Origin of the sequence: Rhizobium sp. Root491 (assembly GCF_001427205.1) — a bacterium.
Taxonomy (GTDB): Bacteria; Pseudomonadota; Alphaproteobacteria; order Rhizobiales; family Rhizobiaceae; genus Agrobacterium; species Agrobacterium tumefaciens.
This window is the reverse complement of record NZ_LMFF01000017.1, coordinates 294,192-315,337: the sequence shown is the minus strand read 5'-3', so window position 1 is coordinate 315,337 and position 21,146 is coordinate 294,192. Positions and strand designations below refer to the sequence as shown.

The window sequence follows — 21,146 nt, the reverse complement described above, 5'->3', positions numbered from 1 at the left end:
CGTGGAGAAAGGCCGGTTGAGGCCTCAAGGAATAAGTGTCGACGTCCATATAGGCGCGACGTTCGGGCAGTTCAAAGGGATTCTGGCTGGTTTCGGCGCAGTTTTTCAAATTTTGTTATGAAATAACGTTATGTCAAAAGCGTGGACGTCTTCAAGCAGTTCGACAAGGCCCGAAACGGCATGGGAAATGATCCTTTCGCCTTTCTCGGCTGAGGCGGCGGCGGCGTTTCCGGCAACGCCATCCGGGTTCAGGTCGCCCATAAGCCAACCGAAAGCGTGTGGACCATAGGCACGCAGATGCCTGAAACGGCTGGCGAAATCGCTCTGGCGGGAGGGGAAGTTGGCGGCTTTTTCCATCGCCACCCGCTCCGGGCAAAGCGCCAGCATGACCGACGTCTCGATATCGCCACCATGGATATCGATCGCCTTGTCTTCAGGCTTCACGATATCCACCGGCACGCCGAAACGAGTCCAGCTGGTGGCGACCGCCAGCATACCGAAGCGGGCGCGCGCCTCGGTGGCGACGATGGTCATCAATGGCGAATTGCCGCCATGGGCGTTCAACATCACGAATTTGCGCACGCCTTTTTCATATTCGGCCTTAGCAATGCCGAGCCAGCGCTCAACGGCCTCATCGTAACGCAACGACTTCGTGCCCGGCACATTCATGTGCTCGATGGAATATCCAACGGGCTCCACCGGCAGGAAGGAGACCGGCAGACTGGCGGGCAAAACAGCAGCCAAACGGGAGACAATGCCCGCCGCAATCAGCGTGTCTGTCTCGAAGGGCAGGTGCGGCCCGTGCTGTTCGTGCGCACCGAGCGGCAGCACTGAAATTGCACCTGTTGCGCGAAGATGAGGGTCTGTTACGTTTTCGTCGTGATAATGCGTGTATGAGTTTGGCATCTGGCAGTCCGCGCGTGCATTCGGTAAGGATTTCCAGCAACATATATCGGTTCCGCCACAGGGTAAAAGGCACTCGCATATGAGCAAGGACAAAACTGGGCATAAGGACAAGGGCGCCAAAAAGGACAAGGGCACCAAGAAAGTAAAGGACGCCAAAAAGAGGGATGAGAATTTCAACCCTGAGGAACTGGCGCAATCCATCACCCAGGCCGCCCGTTCCATGCGCACGGCGCTGAGCCACAGCCTTGCCGAAAGCGGCCTTTATGCCGGGCAGGACGGCGTTATTCTGGCGTTGGCGCAGGAAGGCAGCCTCACGCCTGGGCAGATCGCCCAGAAACTTGGTGTCAAGGCGCCGACCATGACGCGAACCATCGGCCGCATGGAAGCCCAGGGCTTCGTGGAGCGCAGTGGCGATGACGAGGATGGCCGCGTAACACTGGTGAAACTGACGGAGACGGGCCTGAAAAGCGTCGAACATATCAACGTATCCATCGCAAATTGCGGTGCGCGGGCGATTGAGGGGCTTTCGGCCAAGGACATCAGGACGGTGGTTAAACTTCTCAAGGTGATCGATACCAACCTTCAATAATTTGTTGAGTTTTTAAAAAACCACTGTCTTTTTGTTGATATTCCTTAAACCGGTTGCGGATTTTGTTTAAATTGTTTAATTGCGATTTAAACAGAAACGTCTGTCAATGACATGGGTTTGGGGAGAAATGCCGTGGCACAAAAGATCAAACTGTCGACGATCGCCGAAAGCCTCGGTCTATCGACTGCCACCATCTCCCTTGCATTGCGCGACAGTCCGCTGGTCGCCTCTGACACTCGCGACAAGATCAAGGAACAGGCCCGGGCGCTCGGTTACATCTACAACCGCCGGGCTGCCAGCCTGCGCACTTCGCGCTCCGGCATTATCGGCGTGGTGTTCCACGATGTGATGAACCCGTTTTATGGGGAAATTCTCAAGGCCATCGAAACCGAGCTGGATCGCAGCCGCCAGACCTTCATTCTGTCCAACCATTATGATTCGGTTGAAAAACAGCGCACCTTCATCGAAACGCTGCTGCAACTTGGTTCTGATGGTATCATCATGTCGCCCGCCATCGGCACGCCGATCGAGGACATGACGCTGGCTGAGGAAAACGGCATGCCCGCCATTCTGGTGGCCCGCTCGCTCGAGGGCGTCGACATGCCGACCTATCGCGGCGATGACAGCTATGGCATTTCGCTTGCGACCAATCATCTGATCAGTCTTGGCCATCGCACCATCGCCATGGTTGGTGGTACCGACCAGACCTCGACCGGCCGCGATCGTTATCAGGGTTATGTCAACGCGCTGCGCAAGGCGGGAATCGAGGTCGATCCGAACCTGCGTATTCCCGGCCCACGCTCCAAGCAGGGCGGTTTCGAGGCCGCAGTGCATTTCCTGTCGCTGCCGCAGAAGCCCACCGCTGCCGTCTGCTGGAACGATCTGGTCGCCATCGGCCTGATGAACGGCATTTCGCGCGCCGGACTGGTGGCGGGCGTGGATATTTCCGTGACGGGTTACGACGATCTGGAGGAGGCGGCCATCGCCACGCCGGCGCTGACCACGGTGTCCAATGGACAGGCCGAGGTGGGGCGCCTTGCGGCGCGCGCGCTTCTGGACAGGCTGGCGGGCAGCCACGAGCCGGATGGCGTGCACCTCATCAAGCCGGAAATGCGCATCCGCCAGTCGACAGGGCCGGTGCGTCCGAGGGTTTGAGCAGCGTTTCCCTCTCTTTCGTCATTCCGGCCTTCAGCCTAAAGCCAGCCAGCTCAAGCCCTTGAGCTGGAAAGACTCTTTGCGCCCCGCCGACGCGCGCCTCAAGTGCGGCATGACGGAGGCGGGCGCGTAAAAAAACGGCATGAAACTTCCGTCTGCCCCCATAGCTTCCCCTTATTGCCCTTTTCACGGCCGCCGTTGTTTGAAAAGATCGCGGCCCAGAAGAGCGGGATGGCGAGTGGTTCGCCCATGAATCCGCTCTGACGATATCGGAATGCAATCAGGAGGAATATCCACCCATGTCTGACAGACAAGCCGTCGTTCTCGTTCCCGGCAAGATCAACCCGCGCGTGCTCGAACGCCTCGAAGGCAAAGTCGAGATCGTGACAGTGCCCGCCGGTGCTGAGCCGGTTCTGCCTGATGGTGCGGCTGAGCGCATTAATGCCATCGCCGTTTCAGGCGTCGTCAACGCCAAATGGATCGATGCGCTGCCGAAACTCGAGATCATCGCCAATTTCGGCGTCGGTTATGATGGCGTTGATGCCAAACATGCCGCCACGCGCGGTATCGTGGTGACCAATACGCCCGATGTGCTGAACGACGAAGTTGCGGACACGACGATTGCGCTGCTGATCAACACGGTTCGCCGTCTCTATCAGGCCGAAACCTGGCTGCGTGAGGGAAAATGGGTTGGCGAAGGCCCCTTCGCGCTTTCGCCGTTTTCCCTGCGCGGCCGCAAGGTCGGCCTGTTCGGCATGGGCCGCATTGGCCAGGAAATCGCCAAGCGGCTGGAGCCATTCAAGGTGGAGATCGGCTATCATACCCGCAGCAAGCGCGACGGCCTGCCCTATACCTATTACGGTTCGCTAAAGGAGATGGCGCAGGCTGTCGACACGCTGATCTGCATCGTGCCCGGCACCCCTGAAACGCACAAGGCGATCAACGCGGAAATCCTCTCGGCACTTGGTCCGCAGGGCGTGTTCATCAATGTCGGACGCGGCTCCAGCGTCGATGAGGATGCGCTTTTGCAGGCCCTCAAGAGCGGTGCGGTGGGTGCTGCCGGTCTCGATGTGTTCTACGCTGAACCGAAGGTGCCGGAAGCGTTCCTGTCACTGCCGAACGTTTCCCTGCTGCCGCACGTCGCCTCTGCGTCCATCCCGACGCGCAATGCGATGGCCGATCTGGTGGCCGACAATATTCTCGGCTGGTTTAGGGATGGCAAGGTGCTGACGCCGGTGCCGGAAACGCCGGTTAAGGGATAACACCTCTCCGCCGTCATCCTCGGGCTTGTCCCGAGGATCCAACTACGTAGCGTTAAATCAATCGGTTGCAGATGCTTGGGACAGGCCCGAGCATGACGAAAGAGGCAAAGTTCCGCGCTAACCCCGCCTCTGCCTATTCCGCAATCTCACTCGTCGCGACCCATCGTCCCTCGGCGAAGGACCGGGCCATGGCATGAATGCTGCGCTCGATCTTCAGGCCTTCCTCGAAGTCGATGATATGCGCCGTCTTGCCCTCGATGGCCGCGATCAGTTCCCGGCACTCGATGACCTTCAGATCGTTGAAGCCGAGCCCGTGGCCGGGTGCGGGGATGAAGCGGTCATACGGCTTGTGGTGAGGGGCGGCGAGAATGGTTCTGAAACCCTGCTCCTCCGGGCGCCCGTCCGTGGTGTAGAGCTGGAATTCGTTCATCCGCTCCTGGTCGAAAAGGATCGAGCCGGTGGAGCCGTAAATCTGGATGGCGATACGGCCCTTGCGACCCCAGGCCGAGCGGTTGGCGATCAGCACCGCCGAAATGCCGCCTTCGAGCTTCAGAAGCACGCTGGCAAGATCATGCGTTTCCACAGCGCGCTCGCCGCCGCCACTTAGCGGCCGCGTCTCGTAAGGCTTCACCATATCGGTGATCGCGCTTTCGGCATGGCCGAAAAGGGAAAACAGAAGTGACAGCGGATGAACAGCGAAATCATCCAGCGCGCCATAGCCGGAGGAGGCTTCGCTCTTCCAGTAGAAGGGCTGGGTGGCATCCGCCATGAAGTCCTCATCCATTTCCGCACGGACATGGTAGACATTGCCGATCGCGCCTTCGTCGATAAGGCGGCGCATATGGCGGATGACAGGGTTCTGGATGTAGTTGTAGCCCATGGCCGCCGCCTTGCCCGAACGGCGGGCCGCATCGCGCATCTTCACGGCATCCGTGAAGGCAGGCGCCATCGGCTTTTCGCACCAGACGTGTTTGCCGGCATCAAGGGCGGCAATCGCCATTTCGGGGTGAAAGGCATTGGGTGTGGTGACCGAGATCACATCGATTTCAGGGTCGGCAAGCAGATCGTGCCAGTCGCCGGTCGAGCGGGCGAAACCGAACTCGGCGGCCTTCTTCGCCGCAAGCTCGGGATTGACCTCTGCCAGTGTGACCAGTCGTGGACGCTCCACATCGCCGAAAACGCTGGTGACGTTGTTCCACGCCAAAGCGTGGCACTTGCCCATGTAACCCGTGCCAATAAGGCCAACGCCAAGAGCGGCCATGGTCTCTTCTCCCCTAAATCATTACGATGAAATCAATACGTTCGATTGCTTTTTTCTCTACGGCAATCGCGACGCGGACTTTCCTCGCCCCTCATTCCTGTGACAGGCACAGGGATGAGGAGGGTGCCGTGGACGCTGGCATGCCTCAGGGATTGTCGCGCTTGAAAATCCAGTCGTGATCGGGGTGGTTCTTGAAGCGCCATTTGCGCATCGGCCCGGCCATCACGTTCAGATAATACATTTCGTAGCCATAAGGCGCGCCGCAGGGGTGGTGTCCCTTGGGAACCAGCACGACATCGCCGTCCGCTACAGCCATGGTCTCGTCCAGCGACCCATCCTCGGTGAAAACGCGTTGGAAACCGAAACCCTGTGCCGGGTTGAGACGGTGATAATAGGTCTCTTCCAGATAGGTCATATCGGGGTAATTGTCTTCGTCATGCCGGTGCGGCGGATAGGACGACCAGTTGCCCGACGGGGTGAACACTTCCGTCACCAGGAGACTATCGGCGACATCGCGTTCTTCCATGGCGATGGGGAAAATGTAGCGCGTATTGGCGCCTTTGCCGCGCTCGGTCAGTTGCACGCCATCGGGACCGATCTGTTGCGCTTCGCGGCTACCTTTTTCACCCGGTGCGGTGCAGACACCGACGGTGCAATCCGTCGTGGCCGTCAGCGACCATTCGGAGCCGGCGGGGACATAAACGCAGTGCGGCGGCTTGCGCTCGAACACGTTCATGCGGTCGCCGAGTTCACCGAACTCCTTGCCCCCGGCGGAAATCTTCGCCTTGCCTTCGACAAGCACCAGAATGACTTCCGTATCGCCAGTCTTCTCGGCTGCGGTTTCACCGGGCTTCAGACGATAAAGGCCGAAACCGACATAACCCCAATCCGCGCTTTGGGGCGTGATGTCGTGCACCTTGCCGCTTGTCGCGACCGGCTTGCGCAGAAGTGAGGTCATGTTGGTGTTCCTTTTTGGTCAGTCGTTCAATTTTTCGGGCGGCTATTCCCGCGTTTCCCTCATCCCTGTGCTTGTCACAGGGATGAGGGAGTAAAGGGCCTCAAGCCGCCTGAGCCTTGTCCAGTCCGGCCTCACGCGCAAAAGCCTTCAGCGATTTCAGGCCGAGGCTCTGATATTCGAAGGGGTTGCGCACATCCGGGTCCTGTTCGGCCTCGATGACCAGCCAGCCGCTGTAATTGTGCTCGGCGGCAATTTTCAGAACCGGCGGGAAGTTTACGCCGCCCTCGCTGTCACCCGGCACGGTGAACACACCGCGGCGAACGCCTTCGAGGAAGGAAAGCCGCTCGTTCCGAACCTGATCGGCAATCACCGGCCGCACGTTCTTGGCGTGGATATGGCCGACGCGGTGCATGTATTTCTGCGCGACGCGCACGGGATCTCCGCCGCCGAACAGGCAATGGCCGGTATCGAGGAGCAGATGGGTCTTCGGCCCGGTATGCTTCATCAGAAGGTCGATTTCGTCTTCGCTCTCGACCACGGTTCCCATGTGGTGATGGTAGACGAGGGTGATGCCCTGTTCGGCAGCATAGGCCGCCAGCGCCTCCACACCCGCGCCGAACTTCGCCCAGTCCTCGGCCGCAAGGCGCGGACGGTCAACCAGCGCCGTGTCGTCGGCACCGTGAACGGCGTTCGAGGTCTCGCAGACGATGATGACTTTCGAGCCCATGGCTTTCAGCAGATCGAGCGCCGGCTGCATGGCCTTCTTTTCGGATTCGATGCTGTCGGTCAGAAGGTTCAGCGAATGCCAGCCGGAGACGAAGGAAAGGCTACGCGGCGCAAGCACACCCTTCAGGCCTTCCGGGTCAGTCGGGAACTTGTGGCCCTTCTCGATGCCGTCGAAGCCGATCTTGGCGGTTTCGTCGAGGCATTGTTCAAGGCTGATATGGGCGCCCAGCGTGCGGTCGTCGTCGTTGGACCAGGCAATCGGGTTGGTTCCGTAACGGATCATCTTACTGTCTTTCCTTGATATGGTTTTCGTAGCGCGCGCGCGCCGGTCCGATTTCGGCCCGGTCGGAAACTTCGGGTACCGCCACATCCCACCAGTGGCCACCGGCCTGCGGGGTCGGATAGGGGTCGGTATCGATGACGATGACAGTCGTGCGGCTGGATTCGCGAGCAGCCGCAAGCGCCGCTTCCAACTCGGCGATGGTGGAAACCTTGCGCGCATCCGCGCCCATAGAGCCGGCATGGGCGACGAAGTCGATGGCGATGGGGTTGACGTTGGTGTGGGCGTAAAGGTTGTTGAACTCCGCGCCGCCGGTTTCCATTTGCAGCCGGTTGATGCAGCCGTAACCCCTGTTATCGGTGATGACGAGCGTGATCTTGACGCCCATGGCAACCGATGTCGCAAGCTCGGAATTCATCATCATATAGGAGCCGTCGCCGACCATGACGATCACGTCCCGGTCCGGTTCCGCCATCTTGATGCCGAGGCCGCCGGCAACCTCATAGCCCATGCAGGAGAAGCCGTATTCCATGTGATAGGAAAGCGGCAGCTTGGATTTCCACAACTGGTGCAGCTCACCCGGCATGGTGCCCGCCGCGCACATGACGACGGTATTGTCGCGCGACTGGCGCTGCACGGCGCCGATCACCTGCATGTCGGTGGGCAGGCTGTTGGCGTTTTCCTCACCCGGTGCCGCCGTATCGGCATCGGCCTTCTCGAACCATGCCGCCTTGAGCTTGGCATCCGGTGCCGTGAAGCGGTGGCTGCCAAGGGCGGCCGACAGTTTTTCGAGACCGATCTTCGCATCCGCCGTCAGGCTGATCGCATCGTGTTTGGCGCTGTCATAGGGCTGCACGTTGAGGGCGAGGATCTTGCGGTCCGGGTTCTTGAACAGCGCCCAGGAACCGGTGGTAAAGTCCTGAAAGCGGGTGCCGACGCCGAACACCAGATCGGCTTTCTCGCTTATGATATTGGCGCTTTCGGCACCCGTGACGCCGACCGGGCCGAAATTGAGATCGTGATCCCACGCCAGTGCCGATTTGCCGGCCTGCGTTTCGACGACCGGAATGGAATGGGTTTCCGCAAAACGCTTCAGCGTTTCGGTGGCGCCGGAAAAATGCACACCCCCGCCGGCAACGATGACGGGGTTCTTCGCAGCCTTCAGCGCGGCGACGGCCTCTTCGAATTCCACCACATCCGGTTCCGGGCGGCGTTGCCGCCAGACGCGCTTTTCAAAGAAGCTGACGGGATAATCATAAGCTTCCGCCTGCACGTCCTGGCAGAAGGCAAGCGTTACCGGGCCGCAATCGGCAGGGTCGGTCATGGTGCGCATGGCGCGGGGAAGGGCGGTCAGCAATTGTTCCGGGCGCATGATGCGATCGAAATAACGGCTAACCGGGCGGAAGCAGTCATTCACCGTCATCGTGCCGTCGCCGAAATCCTCCAGCTGCTGGAGCACGGGGTCGGGACCGCGATTGGCGAAGACATCGCCGGGGATGAGAAGAACCGGCAGGCGGTTGACATGGGCGAGCGCTGCCGCCGTTACCATGTTGGCAGCACCGGGGCCGATGGAGGAGGTGACCGCCATTGCCCGCCGGCGACGCAGCTGCTTGGAATAGGCAATCGCCGCATGCGCCATGGATTGCTCGTTCTGGCCGCGATAGGTCGGCAGTTCCTCGCGAATGCCATAAAGCGCCTCGCCGATGCCGGCGACATTGCCATGGCCGAAGATGGCCCAGACACCGGCAATATAGGTCTCGCCATGCTCATTCATCTGCGCGGCGAGGTAACGAACCATAGCCTGCGCAGCCGTCAATCTGATTGTCTTCACGCTGCCTCTCCCTTTTTGGCGCGCGCCTCATCCCATATGCGGCACAGGCTGGTATAGCGCTGCGCCATGTCCTTCACCGCTTCCTCATCGGTGATCTTGCCACCGAGCCAACCCCGCGCGGCGTCGGCGAAAATCGTGCGGCCAACCGCGAAACCTTTGACCAGATCGAAACCGGCGGCAAGGCGGAAGCTCTCCTCCAGCTCGCTTTGCGGTGCGTCGAGACCAAGAACGACGATGCCGCGCACGTAAGGATCGTTGCGATGCACGGCGTCGCAGGCATTTTTCCAGGCGGCTTTGGTTTTCATCGGCTCCAGTTTCCACCAGTCGGGATAAACGCCGATCTCGTAGAAGCGTTCGATGATGCGCGCGGCGGTCAGATCGTCGGTCGGGCCGACCTTGGAGGGAATGACCTCGAGCAGCATTTCCAACCGGTTGCGGCGTGTCGCCTGGAACAGACGCATCACCGTCTCCTCCTGCGCGGCGCGCATTTCGTCGGTATCATCCGGGTGATAGAAGCACAGAACCTTGACGACATTTTCCAGCGGCCATTCGGAAAGCCCGCCGAAATCCTTGCCGAGTTCCGGTTCCAGCGTCAGCGGGCGCGAACCCGGCCATTCCACCGGCCTGCCGATCCACAGACCGGAGCCGCTGGCTGCGAAAAGCGCATCGCGTCCGAGGCGGCCATCGCAGAGAATGCCGTAACCCGCCTTGCCACCGGCGACCGTTTGCGCGGCCTCGAGGCAGAGCTTCTTGAAGGCGCCGATGCGCTCATGTTTAATGCCGAGTTCGTCGGCGATCGCTTCCAGTTGCATGCGATGGTCGAAGGCGAAGACGCGCATTGTGTCCCATTCGCCCTTGCGATTGGTTGACCAATGCACCTGTTCCAGCGCCTCGTCCTTGCGCAGCGCCTTGTTGCGGATGCCGGCCTTGAAGAAATATTGCAGCTCTTCCCAACTCGGATAGGCGGGCGTGCAGCCGTGGCGGGAAACGGCAAAGGCGCCACAGGCATTGGCGTATTTCAGCGTTGTCGGCCAGTCCTCGCCGCGCAGCCAGCCACGGAAAAGCCCGGCCATGAAACCATCGCCCGCGCCGAGAACATTGAAGACCTCGATCGGGAAACCTTCGCCCGTCTCGCCATCGTCCAGGCTTGCCGGAATTTCGCCGGCGAAAACCGAAGCACCCATCGGGCCACGCTTGCACACCAGCGTCGCGTTCGACACCTTGCGTACGGCGTTCAGTGCGGCCAGCGTATCGGTCGAGCCGCCGGCAATGTGGAATTCTTCTTCCGTGCCTACAATCAGATCGAAGAGATGCAGGGTGGATTGCAGCTTGGCGGTGACCTTCTGCGATTCCACGAAGCGGCTTTCGCCATCGCCATGGCCGGCAACACCCCAGAGATTGGGTCGATAGTCGATGTCGAGCGCTGTTTTCGCACCGTTTTCGCGGGCAAGTTTCAGCGCCTTCAGTACGGCCGCTTCCGTCTTCGGATGCGACAGATGCGTGCCGGTGGCGCAGACACAGCCTGCTTCGGCAATAAAGGCGGGATCGATGTCGTCTTCGCTGAGCGCCATGTCGGCACAGTTCTCGCGATAGAAAATCAGCGGAAACTGGTTCTGGTCGCGAATGCCGAGAAGCACCAGCGCCGTCAACCGCTCCGGGTCGGTTTTCACGCCGCGTACGTCCACGCCTTCGCGCACCAGCTGTTCACGGATGAAGCGGCCCATATGCTCGTCACCAACGCGGGTGATGACGGCACTGGCAAGGCCGAGCCGCGCAGCGCCGGCCGCAATATTGGTGGGGGAGCCGCCAATATATTTGGCAAAGGAGGCCATGTCCTCCAGCCGGCCGCCGACCTGTGAACCATAAAGGTCGACCGACGAGCGCCCGATCGTGATAAGGTCAAGTTTTTTCAAAAGCTTCCTCCTTCGGACCCCGCATTGAGGGAGCCTGATGTCAGTGGGCCTCCTCCGCCCACTTTCTGTCTCACCACCTTCGGGTGCATTCACGAGACGGACAATTATGGAATGCCCGTTTCATGAATTTGGATCATAAATTCTATTTTTTATGTTTTCAATAAAAATATTCAGGCTGTTTTGCGCGTTCCCACAGCGACAGCGAGTGTAATGGCGAGACAGAGCGTGGCGGAAAGCGAGCGGAATGCGCCAAAATCGATTTCCGTTACCGTGAGTAGCGTCGCGCCGGACTTGCGCAGCGGATTGACGGCCGAATCGGACATGGCGACGACCGGAATACCATTGGCGCGGGCCATTTCCGCCAGTTCCAGCGTTTCAGCCGAATAGGGGGAGAAGGTGATCGCAATCAGCGCGTCATCGCGGGAGATGGCGCTGAGGTTGCCGAGGCCACCGACGGCGCTGTGCAAAACCGCAGGTACCTTCATTTTCTCGAAGGCGTAAGCGAGGTAACTGGCAATGGGGAAGGAGCGCCGCAAACCGATGATATGCACGGTGCGCGCCTGTGCCAGCGCCGAGACCGCCTCGTCAAGCTGCCGTGTATCGACCGATTTCAGCAGCATTTCCAATGAAGAACGGCCAGCCTCCACGAACTCCGCCAACAGGCCCGACGCGCTCTCGTCGCCCTTTTCGCGCAGGTGGTCCAGCCGGGTCGCATAATCCGGCCAGCCGCCGACATAGGAATCGCGAAACAGGCGCTGCATCTCCGAAAAGCCGGAAAAACCCATGATCTGGCAAAAGCGCATGAATGCAGACGGCTGCACGCCGGCACCTTCTGCCATTTCGGCGACGGTGGAAACGGCAATGCGATCCTGATTGGACGCGACATAATCCGCACATTGACGTAATCGTTTCGGCAGGCCTTCCGCGACCTGAAGCAACCGCTCCTCAAAAGCCTTCACGGAGTCTGGCGCATCGATTGCCGTCATTGTCGTTCCTTTGTGCAGATTGAAATCGTGTGCACTTTAACTGCAATGGAATTTTTATTCCATTGTGTTTTTTACGAACGGATCATGAAGCGGGATCGGGGTTTGTTGCGGTGTGTGATCGGGTTAACTTTCATCATTCCGGCTCGAGGCCGGAACGATGAAGAGGGGGTGATTGACGCTTTTGGGTCAGTGCAATCCACCCACACCAAGATGCGTATCAACAATATCCGGGTTCGCCGCAAGATCGTCGGACGGTCCTGACCAGACGATGCGGCCGCGTTCCATGATGATGGCGTGGTCGGCGAAGTCGATGGCCATCTGGATGCGCTGTTCGATGAGAAGAATGGTCATTTCGCCCGATTGCGCGAGTTTCGAGAAGGCCGCCATCAGTTCCTCGCAGATAACAGGGGCGAGACCTTCGAGCGGTTCATCGAGAAGCAGCACCTGCGGCTGGCCGAGGATGGTGCGAGCGGTGGAAAGCATCTGCTGCTCGCCACCGGAGAGTTGCGAGCCGAGATTGCGGCGTCTTTCCTTCAGGCGCGGAAACAGCGTGTAGGCTTCCTCGATGGCTGATTTCGGCCGGCCCTTGAGGCCGACGAAGAGGTTTTCTTCGACTGTGAGTGTCGGAAAGACATCGCGGGTCTGCGGCACGTAACCGAGACCGGCGAGGGCGCGGGCAGCACTCGGCAGGGCGGTGATGTCCTGCTCGCCGAGATGGATATCACCGGCAAATCGTTTCGTCTGCCCGGCAAGCGTGGCAAACAGGCTCGTCTTGCCAACGCCGTTACGCCCGAGCACCGCGAAACGCGAACCGGCGGGAACGGAGAGCGACAGACCCTCGATGACACGGGTGGGGCCGTAACCGGCGGTCAGGTTGGCGATTTCAAGCGGCGCTGCGGGCATTGGCGTAACTTCCGAGATAGGCTTGGCGGACTTCTGCGTTGCTGGTGACTTCGCCAGGCGAACCGTCGAATATGACGGCGCCTGCGGCGAGCACGACCACACGTCTGGCGAAACGGAAGACCAGATCCATGTCGTGTTCGATCATCAATATGGCGAGGTCGGCGGGCAGGCGATCGAGCGCCTGTTCGATACGCGCCGTCTCCGTCGAGGGAACGCCGGCGGCAGGTTCATCAAGCAGCAGGATTTTGGGCCTGAGCGCCATGGCAAGCGCGATCTCGATCAGCCGCTGCTGGCCATAGGCGATTTCACGAACGCGGGTTTCGGCGATGGCAAGCAGGCCAAGCGTTCCGAGAATGTCGCGCGCCTCGCTCATCACCGTTGGCATGGCGCGGTAACGGCCGAAAATCCGGCCCGTTCTGCCTTCCCTTTGCAGAATGGCGAGTGCGACATGTTCCTCCGGCGTCATGTCCTGGAACAGCCGCGTCACCTGAAACGAGCGGACAAGTCCGCGCTTCACACGCTGACTGGCGCTGAGCCCCGTCACGTCTTCTCCGGCAATCCGCACGGTTCCGGCGGATGGCTTGATGTTTCCGGTAACGAGGTTGACGAATGTGGTCTTGCCGGCGCCGTTGGGGCCGATCAGCACGGTGCGATCGCCGGGCGAAAGCGACAGCGAGACATTGTTGGTAACGACGAGACCGCCGAAATTTTTCTGCAGGCCGGAAACTTCGAAAATAGCGCTCATTTGCGATCTCCCCGCAGGCGCGCGATGATCTGTTCGCCCGCGCCATAAAGGCCGCGTGGCGCAAACAGCACGACGGCGATCAGAAGCAGGCCGACGATTGTGAGCCAGTGGAACGGGTTAGCGGCGGAAACGACGTCCTCGAACCACATGAAGGTGACGGTGCCGATCAGCGCGCCATAAAGCGAGCCCGCGCCACCGAGAACCAGCATGACTAGCGCTTCGGCAGACAGCGTGAAGCTGAGGCTGTCGAGGCCGACCACCTGCGTGGAGATGGCGTTCAGCGCGCCGCCGATTCCGGCGACGATGCCTGATATCACGAACATCTTCAAAATCGTGCCATTGACCGAACCGCCCATGGCCTGAATGCGGATGCTGTCCTGCTTGACGCCGCGACACAGCATGCCGAAGGGCGAATTGACGACGACGCGAAGTGCCAGAAAAACAAGAAGCAGCAGGCAGACGCCGTAGATATAGGCGGTGCGGCCGTAAAGATCGAATTCGAAGGTGCCGAACAGCGCATCGGGCGAGACGCCGGCAAGCCCGTCGCTGCCGCCCGTCCAGTCCGACGCCTTGTTGGCCGCCTCATGGAAAAGATGGACGACGGCGATGGACAGCACCAGTTGCGGCAGGCCGTGCGCGCGCAACAGAATGGTGCCGGACAGCAATCCCGCGATGCCGCCCACTGCTGCGCCGATGAGGGTCATGAGAAGCGGGTCCGTGATACCGTAGTGGGCAGCGGCAATGCCGGCGGCATAGGCGCCAGCACCGAAAAGGGCCGCATGGCCAAGTGTCGCCACGCCGCAATAGCCGGTAACGAGATCGATGGAGAGCACGAGAAGCGCTATCGCGATGATGCGCGTCAACAGCGCCAGATTATCCGGAAACAGGAAGTAACCGGCGATGGCGGCGATGATGATGAGCAGCGGACCGCCAATCGCGCGCAGGGGCGAGCGGGCCTTCGGCGGTTTTGCCGTTTCAGTGAGGTCGTTCATGAGCACCGCCATCTCATTTCGCCCTTCCAAGAAGGCCGCGCGGAAACAGCGTGATGATCACGATGACCGCCAGATAGAAGAAGAATTCGCCATATTCGGGGGCAAGATACCGCCCGGTCGTATCGATGGCGCCAAGCAGCAGACAGGCGATCAGCGCGCCGGGGATCGAGCCTGCGCCGCCGACTGATACGACCACCAGGAAGGTGACCATGTAGCGCAGCGCATAATAGGGTTCGACCGGCAGCAATTCTGCGCCGATGACGCCGCCCATGGCCGCAAGGCCGACGGCGATGGCGAAGCTAACGGCATAGATGATTTCGGTGCGCACGCCGAGGGCTGCTGCCATGGCCGCATTGTCCACCGCTGCCCGCAGCTTGATGCCGAAGGCGGTCTTTTCGAACGTGAACCAAAGTGCCGCCGCCACCACGAGGCCAGCGACGATGGCGAAGATGCGGTGGGTGGCGATGGTGCGAAACCCGAGATCGGTGGGACCGGCCAGTTCCTGCGGCAGCGGAATGGTTTTGAGCGTTGGCCCGAACACGAAATTGGCGATGCCGATGATGCAGAAGGTGATGCCGATGGTCATCAGCACCTGCGTCAGTTCAGGTGCGCCGTAGATGCGCCGGTAGAGAAACCGTTCAAGCGGTATGGCGATCACGATGGTGCCGACAATCGCAACGAGGATTGCCGCCGCGTAACCAAGGCCGAGGCCATGGGCGGCATAGGAGGCGAGATACCCGCCGATCATGGCGAAGGCGCCGTGGGCGAGATTGACCACACGCATCAGCCCCATTGTCACGGATAGGCCGATGGAGATGATGAAAAGCACCATGCCATAGGCAAGCGCATCGACAAGGATGCTGAAGACCGTCTGCATGTTCGAAAGCTCCTCCCGATGCGTTTGCGCCCGTGCCGGAGCCGCCCGCAAAAGGCGGCGCCGGTCATTTCCGTCTCAATACTTACTTGGCGGCGGCAAGGCCCGGATCGCCCTGTTTTTCGAAAGTCTGGACTTCCTTGTTGTAATAATTGCCGTCATCGCCCTTGGAGACTTCGCGCAGATAGATGTTCTGCGTGATGTGGCGGCTCTGCGGATCGATGCTGACAGGGCCGCGCGGGCTTGTCCAGGAAAGGCCCTTCACCGCCTCGACAGCCTTTTCCGCATCCTGTTTGCCGCCGGTCGCCTCGATCATCTTGGTGATGACATACATGCCGTCAAACGCGCCGACCGCGGGGAAGGACAGTTCCTTCTGATTGCCAATGGCCTTGGTTGCGGCCTCCACGAAGGTCTTGTTTTCGGCTGAATCGTGGGAGACGGCATAGTGGAAGGTAGTCTGCATGCCGAGTGCTGCTTCGCCAAGGGCCGGCAGATCCGATTCCTGTGTAAGATCGCCCGGCGCGAAAAGCTTGATGCCTGATGATTTCAGGCCGTTGTCGTTGAAGGCCTTCACGAAGCCGAGCGTCGTCGGGCCGGAGGGCAGGAAGGCGAAGACGCCTTGTGCGCCGGAATCCTTCACGCGCTGCATGATGGGGCTGAAATCATTGGTGGAAAGCGGCATGCGAATGCTCTCCACAACTTCGCCGCCAGCGGCGGTGAAGGCTGCCTTGAAGGCGTTCTCCGCGTCAACGCCCGGGCCGTAATCGCTGACCAGCGAAATGACCTTCTTGACGCCGCCATCAAAAGCCACCTTGGCGATGGGCGTGGATGTCTGCCATGTCGTGAACGAGGTGCGCACCACATAGGGGCTTTTGGTAACGATGGCCGAGGTGGCCGCATTCATGATGACCATGGGCACATTGCCCTGTTTCAGAAGTGGCGTAACCGCCATGGCGTCGGGCGTAAAATAGAAGCCCGCGAGATATTGCACGCCTTCCTTTACAACCAGCTCCTGCGCCAGCGCCTTGGATTGCGCCGGATCGGCCTGCGGCACATCGCGGTAGACGACTTCGACAGTGTCATTGCCCACCTTGTTGCCGTGAAGCGAAAACCAGGCGTCTATGCCGGCCTTGAAGTTCTTGCCCTGCAGCGCGAAGGGGCCGGAGAACGGGCCGACCACGCCGACCTTGATCGTCTCGGCATAGGCAACGGAACTGAAGCAGATGGCCGCGATTGCGGCGGTGATCCGTAATTTCATGATTTCCTCCCAATTGATCCGTGGCTCCCTCCACCGATCCAGCCAGTCAAACTGGTAAGTGCGATGGCCAAAGTAAAATGAAAAAAAAGGGGGCAATAAATAACCTGATGGTTATGGATTGCTACCTTATCCGGTTCTGCCCGATATTGGATCATACAATAGGGATAGTCTGGCGATTCTCAATTGCCGCAGCCGCTGCAGCCATCACGAAAGGTCCCGTTGCAGCATGCTGCTTCCAAATGCCGCCGTTATGAAAAATGCCCTGCTCCACGGGGCCGGAAAATGACGATAATATGCACGTAATCCCGGTGCCTTAACCAGTTCTAAGGGGATTGTCCGTAGTCTCCCGAAGCATATTTTGAATTTCATTTGGTGTCTTGATGGGCGAATATCAGAATAAAGCCGTTGATCTTATGCGGAATCGCGTTGGCGACAGTATACTCAACAACAAGATCGAGCGCCGCGAAGCTTTTCTCCGCAAGGCGCTGGCGCTGTATCACGTCATGGGCGGCGCGGCGGATGGCATGCGCGCCGCGGTGGAAGATGTTGTGCACCTGCCGAAGCCGAGCGTCGATGTCGCTGTTGGCGACGTGATGCATGAACTGGCAGCAATCGGTCACGTCGCCGATCTCGATATTATTCAGGCCGGATATAACAAACTCGATGCCGCCAATCTGCATATTTTGAGCAAGGGCAAGCGGCTTTTGCAGAAGCAGCAGGAAAAGAAGCTTGCCGCCACGGCTGAGAAGTAAGCCGTACAAGGCAACTGAGGGTGATGACAAAGCTCCCTCACACCCGGCGTCATCGCTGGATTGCCCCAAGGATCCAATCACGTCCAACTAGACCAAGACGTTGCAGCTGCTCCGGACAAGTCCAAGCATGACGGACGAGGGCTTCGGGACTTCGTCATCATTCTGAGGCCCCCAATCGGGGGCGCTTCAAAATCAGGCAACGTCCGCGACGAAAATATCCTGCCAGGCGTCGTAAGCGGAAAGAACCGTTTCCATCTGCGCCGTGTGGCCGGTGATGAAGTCATCGCCGTAGATCGTCTCATCAGGATATTCGGTAATCAGCGTCATCGGCACTGTGTGGCGGTCGTCGATGGACGACAGGCACGGGAAACCGTTGATGATGCGGAAACCGGTTTCACCGGCGTGAATCTCATAAAGCGCGATCTGGCGGTTGTTGTAATCCAGCAGGCCCGGAATGGCGCCGAGATGGCGGGTAACCCGGTCGAGCAGGGCTTCCGCCTGCTTTTCCCAATCCGCATGGTGGCGGATGATGAGGAAGAAACCCTTCGGCAGGGTCCACATGGCGAAATTGCGCGGCACATAACCGGAAAGCGGACGGGTCCATTCGTGCGAGGGATAACCGTGCAGGTTCACATGCAGGCTCGCGCCGCTCATCTCCTGCGCGCTGAAACGGATTGCCTTCTCGTTGAGATGGACGCCCGAATTTTCCCGCGTGCGATATTCGAGATCGTCGCCGAGCGCCGTGTACCGCGCCGCATGGTGCATGTGGCGTGGATTGTCGGCGCGCAGCCGCTGGTGCAGGGCATAACCATCGGGGTTTTCCAGCGGCGAAATGGTGAAATGCGCGCCCTGTCTTTCCGCAAGTTTGCAGGCGGCGCGGACGGCGCCAACGATGCCGGTGGTTTCATTGGGATGCTGGCCGCCGCTGATCATCACGGCGGCATCGCTGCCCGCGACATAACGGGCGGCAAGAACGCGGCCCGACCGCGAGCGGGCCTCGAACGCCTCGCCGTCGATCTCGGCAAGCATACGCGCGATCTGACCCGCCGCCACCGGTTCGCGGGCCTCGTCGATCCGCTGTTCGCCGCCATCCAGGAAAGCGGTGGTGAGTGCACGGGTCTCGATACGGACCGAAACGTCGCCGTTGCTTTTGACGACTTCCGGAACGATCTGGCCGGGTTTCAGGCCGCGGTCGCCCAGCGGCCGGCCGGACTTCTTCTGGAAGAATTCGAGGAGGGAGAAATAGAAATCCTCATGCAGCGCTTCACGCAGGCTGACCACCTCTTCCCCGACCGGCAGCGCCATGTCTTCGGACGGGTGCGTGACGCGGATGTTCAATTCCTCGAAATAGGGTTCTTCATCGCCCCAGCCGTGATTGGCAACGGCATTGATTGCCGCTTCGAAAAGCTGCTCGTAATCCGTCTCCAGCCGCTCGCCCGTAGCGTCACCGGCCGGACGGAACCAGCCGGTTGGCGAGACATTGGTTTCGCCGACGATATCGGTATGAACCCGGTTGGGAGCGAGAACCTTCAGGGTTTCCTTCTTGCCGTTGCGGCTCAGCGTAACGTCATAATGAAGGGCGTCGTCGTCGCGGGCGATAAAATCGATCTTCGCGTCGCCGGCTAGTGCCGCCAGCGGATAGGCCTCCAGCCGGAAACGATTGGCGGGTGCATTGGCGTGCACCGGGTAATGCACCTCGATGGCATCGACGCCACCAAGATTGATCTCTTCCAGAAAGGTGAAGAGAAGTGGCTTGTAGGCGCTGCGGATGCGGGCACTGACGCCTTTTTTCTTCAGCCTTTCTTCGGCCTCGCGGCGGCTTTTGGCGTCATCGAACGTCCATGCCTCGAAGGACTGGCCGGGCGCGGCATTGGCGAGAAGCACATCCAGAGTACGCTTGAAGGTCTGGTCGAAAATCTGGCTCATCACGATCACCTTGAGGTTCTGCCGGTGGGGTCGAGGCTGTCGCGCAGCCAGTCACCGAGAAGGTTGAGGCCAAGCACGGTCAGAAGGATGGCAAGACCGGGGAAGACGCTGACCCACCATGCCGTCTGCAGATAGGTGCGGCCATCCGCCAGCATGCCGCCCCAGCTCGGAATGGTCGGATCGACACCGAGGCCGAGGAAGGTGAGGCTGCTTTCCAGCAGGATGTTGTTGGCGACGTTGAGCGTCATCAGCACGATGACCGGGCCGATCAGGTTCGGCAGAAGGTGCTGGAGGATGATGCGCCAGTCCTTCACGCCAATGGCGCGGGCGGACAGGATGAATTCCCGTTCGCGCAGCGTCAGCACCGAGCCGCGCACCAGACGGGCATATTGTACCCATTGCGAGACGATCAGGAGGATGATGGTGTTGGTGAGGCTGCCGCCAACAATTGCGATGAAGGTGATCGCCAAGAGAATGAAGGGCATGGCGAGCTGGATATCGGCAAAGCGCATGACCAGCATGTCCCAGAAGCCGCGATAATAACCGGCGACCAGGCCGACGATCACGCCGAAGACCACGGCCCCGATGACCGAGGTGAAACCGACGAGCAGCGAAATCTTGCCGCCGGCCACGACACGGGCCAGTACGTCACGGCCGAGCGGATCGGTGCCGAGCGGATGGGCGGCGCTAGTGAAGGGCTTGGCAAGGCGCGCCATCAGGTCGATCTTTTCGGCACCGCCCGGAAACAGCACGTCGGAAAGAAGAACGGCAAGGCAGATGACGACGGTAAGCAGGGCGCCGAGGATGAATTCGAGATTGTTGAAGCGCGACAGGCGCGAGGTTTTGGCAGCCATCGTCAATTACTCCGTGCGGATGCGCGGATCGACCAGCCCGTAGGCGATATCGACCAGAAGGTTGATGCCGACGATCATCAGCGACAGCACGGTGATGACGGCCTGAAGCACGGGATAGTCGCGCGCGCCCACCGCATCGAAGGCGAGCGTGCCGAGACCCGGCCAGTTGAAGACGCGCTCGATGACGACGATGCCGCCGAGAAGTCCGCCGAATTGCAGGCCGAAATAGGTAATCAGCGGAATGGCGCAGTTACGCAGCGCATGCTTGTAAAGCACCTTGTTTTCGCTGAGGCCCTTGGCGCGCGCCACCATGACATATTGCGAGCGCAGCGTATCGAGCATCGCCGTGCGCACCAGACGCACATTGGTAGCCGTCAGGATAACGCCCATGGTGACCGATGGCATGATGTAGCTTGCAAAGCCGCCCATGCCGCTTGGCGGCAGCCAGCCGAGCGTGATGGAGAAAAGCAGCACCAGCATGGTGGCCAGCCAGAAATTGGGGAAGGACAGGCCGACGAGCGAGAAGATACGGATCACCTGATCGGCCGTCTTGCCGCGCGAGGTCGCGGCCTTGATGCCGAGCGGAATGGAAAGCGCAATCGACACCGCCATGGAGATGAAGGCGAGAAGCAGCGTGGCGGGCAGGGCATCGGCGATGAGCCGCGATACCGGCGTGCTGCCGGTGAAGCTGCGGCCGAAATCGAGCGTAACCAGGCCTTTCAGGAAGCTGAAATATTGCACGAAGAACGGCCGGTCGGTTCCAAGCGCCGCACGAATGCGCGCCAGATCGTCTTCCGTCATGCTGCCGCCGCCCTGGAACATGGTGACAGCCGGATCGCCCGTCAGGCGGATGGCGAAGGAAACGAGAAGGGTGATGGCGATGACGACGAAAATCGCCTGCAGCAATCGCTTGATGAGGAAACCGGCCACGTTTTTTACCTTGAAGAGAGACCCGACCTTGCCCGCGGGATGGCG

Annotated in this window: 19 protein-coding genes; 4 read left to right on the top strand and 15 right to left on the bottom strand. The window is 60.1% G+C overall.

Going from position 1 to position 21,146, the window contains the following annotated elements:
- Window positions 1–105: 105 nt before the first annotated feature.
- A complete protein-coding gene (locus tag ASD46_RS21540) occupies window positions 106–906 on the bottom strand; it encodes a creatininase family protein (protein ID WP_060642662.1) in 801 nt (266 codons plus the stop codon).
- 79 nt (window positions 907–985) lie between these two features.
- Between ASD46_RS21540 and ASD46_RS21535 the strand changes: the two genes are divergently transcribed.
- The 3 genes from ASD46_RS21535 (at window position 986) to ASD46_RS21525 (ending at window position 3,912) form a co-directional block, all read left to right on the top strand.
- Window positions 986–1,495, top strand: coding sequence for a MarR family winged helix-turn-helix transcriptional regulator (locus tag ASD46_RS21535; RefSeq protein WP_004430960.1), 510 nt, complete (start codon window positions 986–988; stop codon window positions 1,493–1,495).
- Window positions 1,496–1,627: 132 nt separating this feature from the next.
- Window positions 1,628–2,650, top strand: coding sequence for a LacI family DNA-binding transcriptional regulator (locus ASD46_RS21530; RefSeq protein ID WP_004430963.1), 1,023 nt, complete (start codon window positions 1,628–1,630; stop codon window positions 2,648–2,650).
- 299 nt (window positions 2,651–2,949) lie between these two features.
- On the top strand, window positions 2,950–3,912 hold the full coding sequence (locus ASD46_RS21525) for a 2-hydroxyacid dehydrogenase (protein ID WP_013762344.1): 963 nt from the start codon (window positions 2,950–2,952) through the stop codon (window positions 3,910–3,912).
- Window positions 3,913–4,045: 133 nt separating this feature from the next.
- Here ASD46_RS21525 and ASD46_RS21520 read toward each other — a convergent pair whose 3' ends face one another.
- From ASD46_RS21520 to ASD46_RS21470, 11 genes are all read right to left on the bottom strand, one after another.
- Window positions 4,046–5,173 (bottom strand): Gfo/Idh/MocA family protein, encoded by a 1,128-nt coding sequence (locus ASD46_RS21520; RefSeq protein ID WP_060642661.1) that lies wholly within the window; start codon window positions 5,171–5,173, stop codon window positions 4,046–4,048.
- A gap of 145 nt (window positions 5,174–5,318) precedes the next feature.
- Window positions 5,319–6,131: a 5-deoxy-glucuronate isomerase gene (gene iolB / locus ASD46_RS21515; RefSeq protein ID WP_013762346.1), complete on the bottom strand. Its 813-nt coding sequence runs from the start codon at window positions 6,129–6,131 to the stop codon at window positions 5,319–5,321.
- 100 nt (window positions 6,132–6,231) lie between these two features.
- On the bottom strand, window positions 6,232–7,140 hold the full coding sequence (gene iolE / locus ASD46_RS21510) for a myo-inosose-2 dehydratase (RefSeq protein WP_060642660.1): 909 nt from the start codon (window positions 7,138–7,140) through the stop codon (window positions 6,232–6,234).
- 1 nt (window position 7,141) lies between these two features.
- Entirely contained in the window at window positions 7,142–8,968 is a 1,827-nt protein-coding gene (gene iolD / locus ASD46_RS21505) for a 3D-(3,5/4)-trihydroxycyclohexane-1,2-dione acylhydrolase (decyclizing) (RefSeq protein WP_035200203.1), read from the bottom strand.
- Entirely contained in the window at window positions 8,965–10,881 is a 1,917-nt protein-coding gene (locus tag ASD46_RS21500) for a bifunctional 5-dehydro-2-deoxygluconokinase/5-dehydro-2-deoxyphosphogluconate aldolase (protein ID WP_035200205.1), read from the bottom strand. Before ASD46_RS21500 ends, iolD begins: the two co-directional genes overlap by 4 nt.
- A gap of 170 nt (window positions 10,882–11,051) precedes the next feature.
- Entirely contained in the window at window positions 11,052–11,867 is an 816-nt protein-coding gene (locus tag ASD46_RS21495) for a MurR/RpiR family transcriptional regulator (RefSeq protein WP_004430982.1), read from the bottom strand.
- Window positions 11,868–12,053: 186 nt separating this feature from the next.
- Entirely contained in the window at window positions 12,054–12,770 is a 717-nt protein-coding gene (locus tag ASD46_RS21490; RefSeq protein ID WP_013762350.1) for an ABC transporter ATP-binding protein, read from the bottom strand.
- On the bottom strand, window positions 12,751–13,515 hold the full coding sequence (locus ASD46_RS21485) for an ABC transporter ATP-binding protein (protein ID WP_013762351.1): 765 nt from the start codon (window positions 13,513–13,515) through the stop codon (window positions 12,751–12,753). Before ASD46_RS21485 ends, ASD46_RS21490 begins: the two co-directional genes overlap by 20 nt.
- Window positions 13,512–14,519, bottom strand: a complete 1,008-nt coding sequence (locus tag ASD46_RS21480) for a branched-chain amino acid ABC transporter permease (RefSeq protein WP_025595027.1) — start codon at window positions 14,517–14,519, stop codon at window positions 13,512–13,514. The genes ASD46_RS21485 and ASD46_RS21480 overlap by 4 nt, the downstream gene beginning before the upstream one ends.
- A gap of 1 nt (window position 14,520) precedes the next feature.
- Complete coding sequence (locus ASD46_RS21475; RefSeq protein ID WP_013762353.1) at window positions 14,521–15,384, bottom strand: branched-chain amino acid ABC transporter permease; 864 nt, start codon at window positions 15,382–15,384, stop codon at window positions 14,521–14,523.
- A gap of 82 nt (window positions 15,385–15,466) precedes the next feature.
- A complete protein-coding gene (locus ASD46_RS21470) occupies window positions 15,467–16,639 on the bottom strand; it encodes an ABC transporter substrate-binding protein (RefSeq protein ID WP_025595026.1) in 1,173 nt (390 codons plus the stop codon).
- Between the two features lie 380 nt (window positions 16,640–17,019).
- On the opposite strand from ASD46_RS21470, the gene ASD46_RS21465 reads away from it, so the two are divergent.
- A complete protein-coding gene (locus ASD46_RS21465) occupies window positions 17,020–17,391 on the top strand; it encodes a hypothetical protein (protein ID WP_013762356.1) in 372 nt (123 codons plus the stop codon).
- 192 nt (window positions 17,392–17,583) lie between these two features.
- Here the strand turns inward: ASD46_RS21465 and ASD46_RS21460 are convergent, their stop codons facing one another.
- Genes ASD46_RS21460 through ASD46_RS21450 form a run of 3 tightly spaced genes read right to left on the bottom strand, consistent with a single transcriptional unit; the run spans window position 17,584 to window position 21,101 of the window.
- Window positions 17,584–19,317: a M14 family metallopeptidase gene (locus tag ASD46_RS21460; protein WP_060642793.1), complete on the bottom strand. Its 1,734-nt coding sequence runs from the start codon at window positions 19,315–19,317 to the stop codon at window positions 17,584–17,586.
- A gap of 5 nt (window positions 19,318–19,322) precedes the next feature.
- Entirely contained in the window at window positions 19,323–20,171 is an 849-nt protein-coding gene (locus ASD46_RS21455) for an ABC transporter permease (RefSeq protein WP_004430999.1), read from the bottom strand.
- Window positions 20,172–20,177: 6 nt separating this feature from the next.
- A complete protein-coding gene (locus ASD46_RS21450) occupies window positions 20,178–21,101 on the bottom strand; it encodes an ABC transporter permease (RefSeq protein WP_003499197.1) in 924 nt (307 codons plus the stop codon).
- Between the last annotated feature and the right edge of the window lie 45 nt (window positions 21,102–21,146).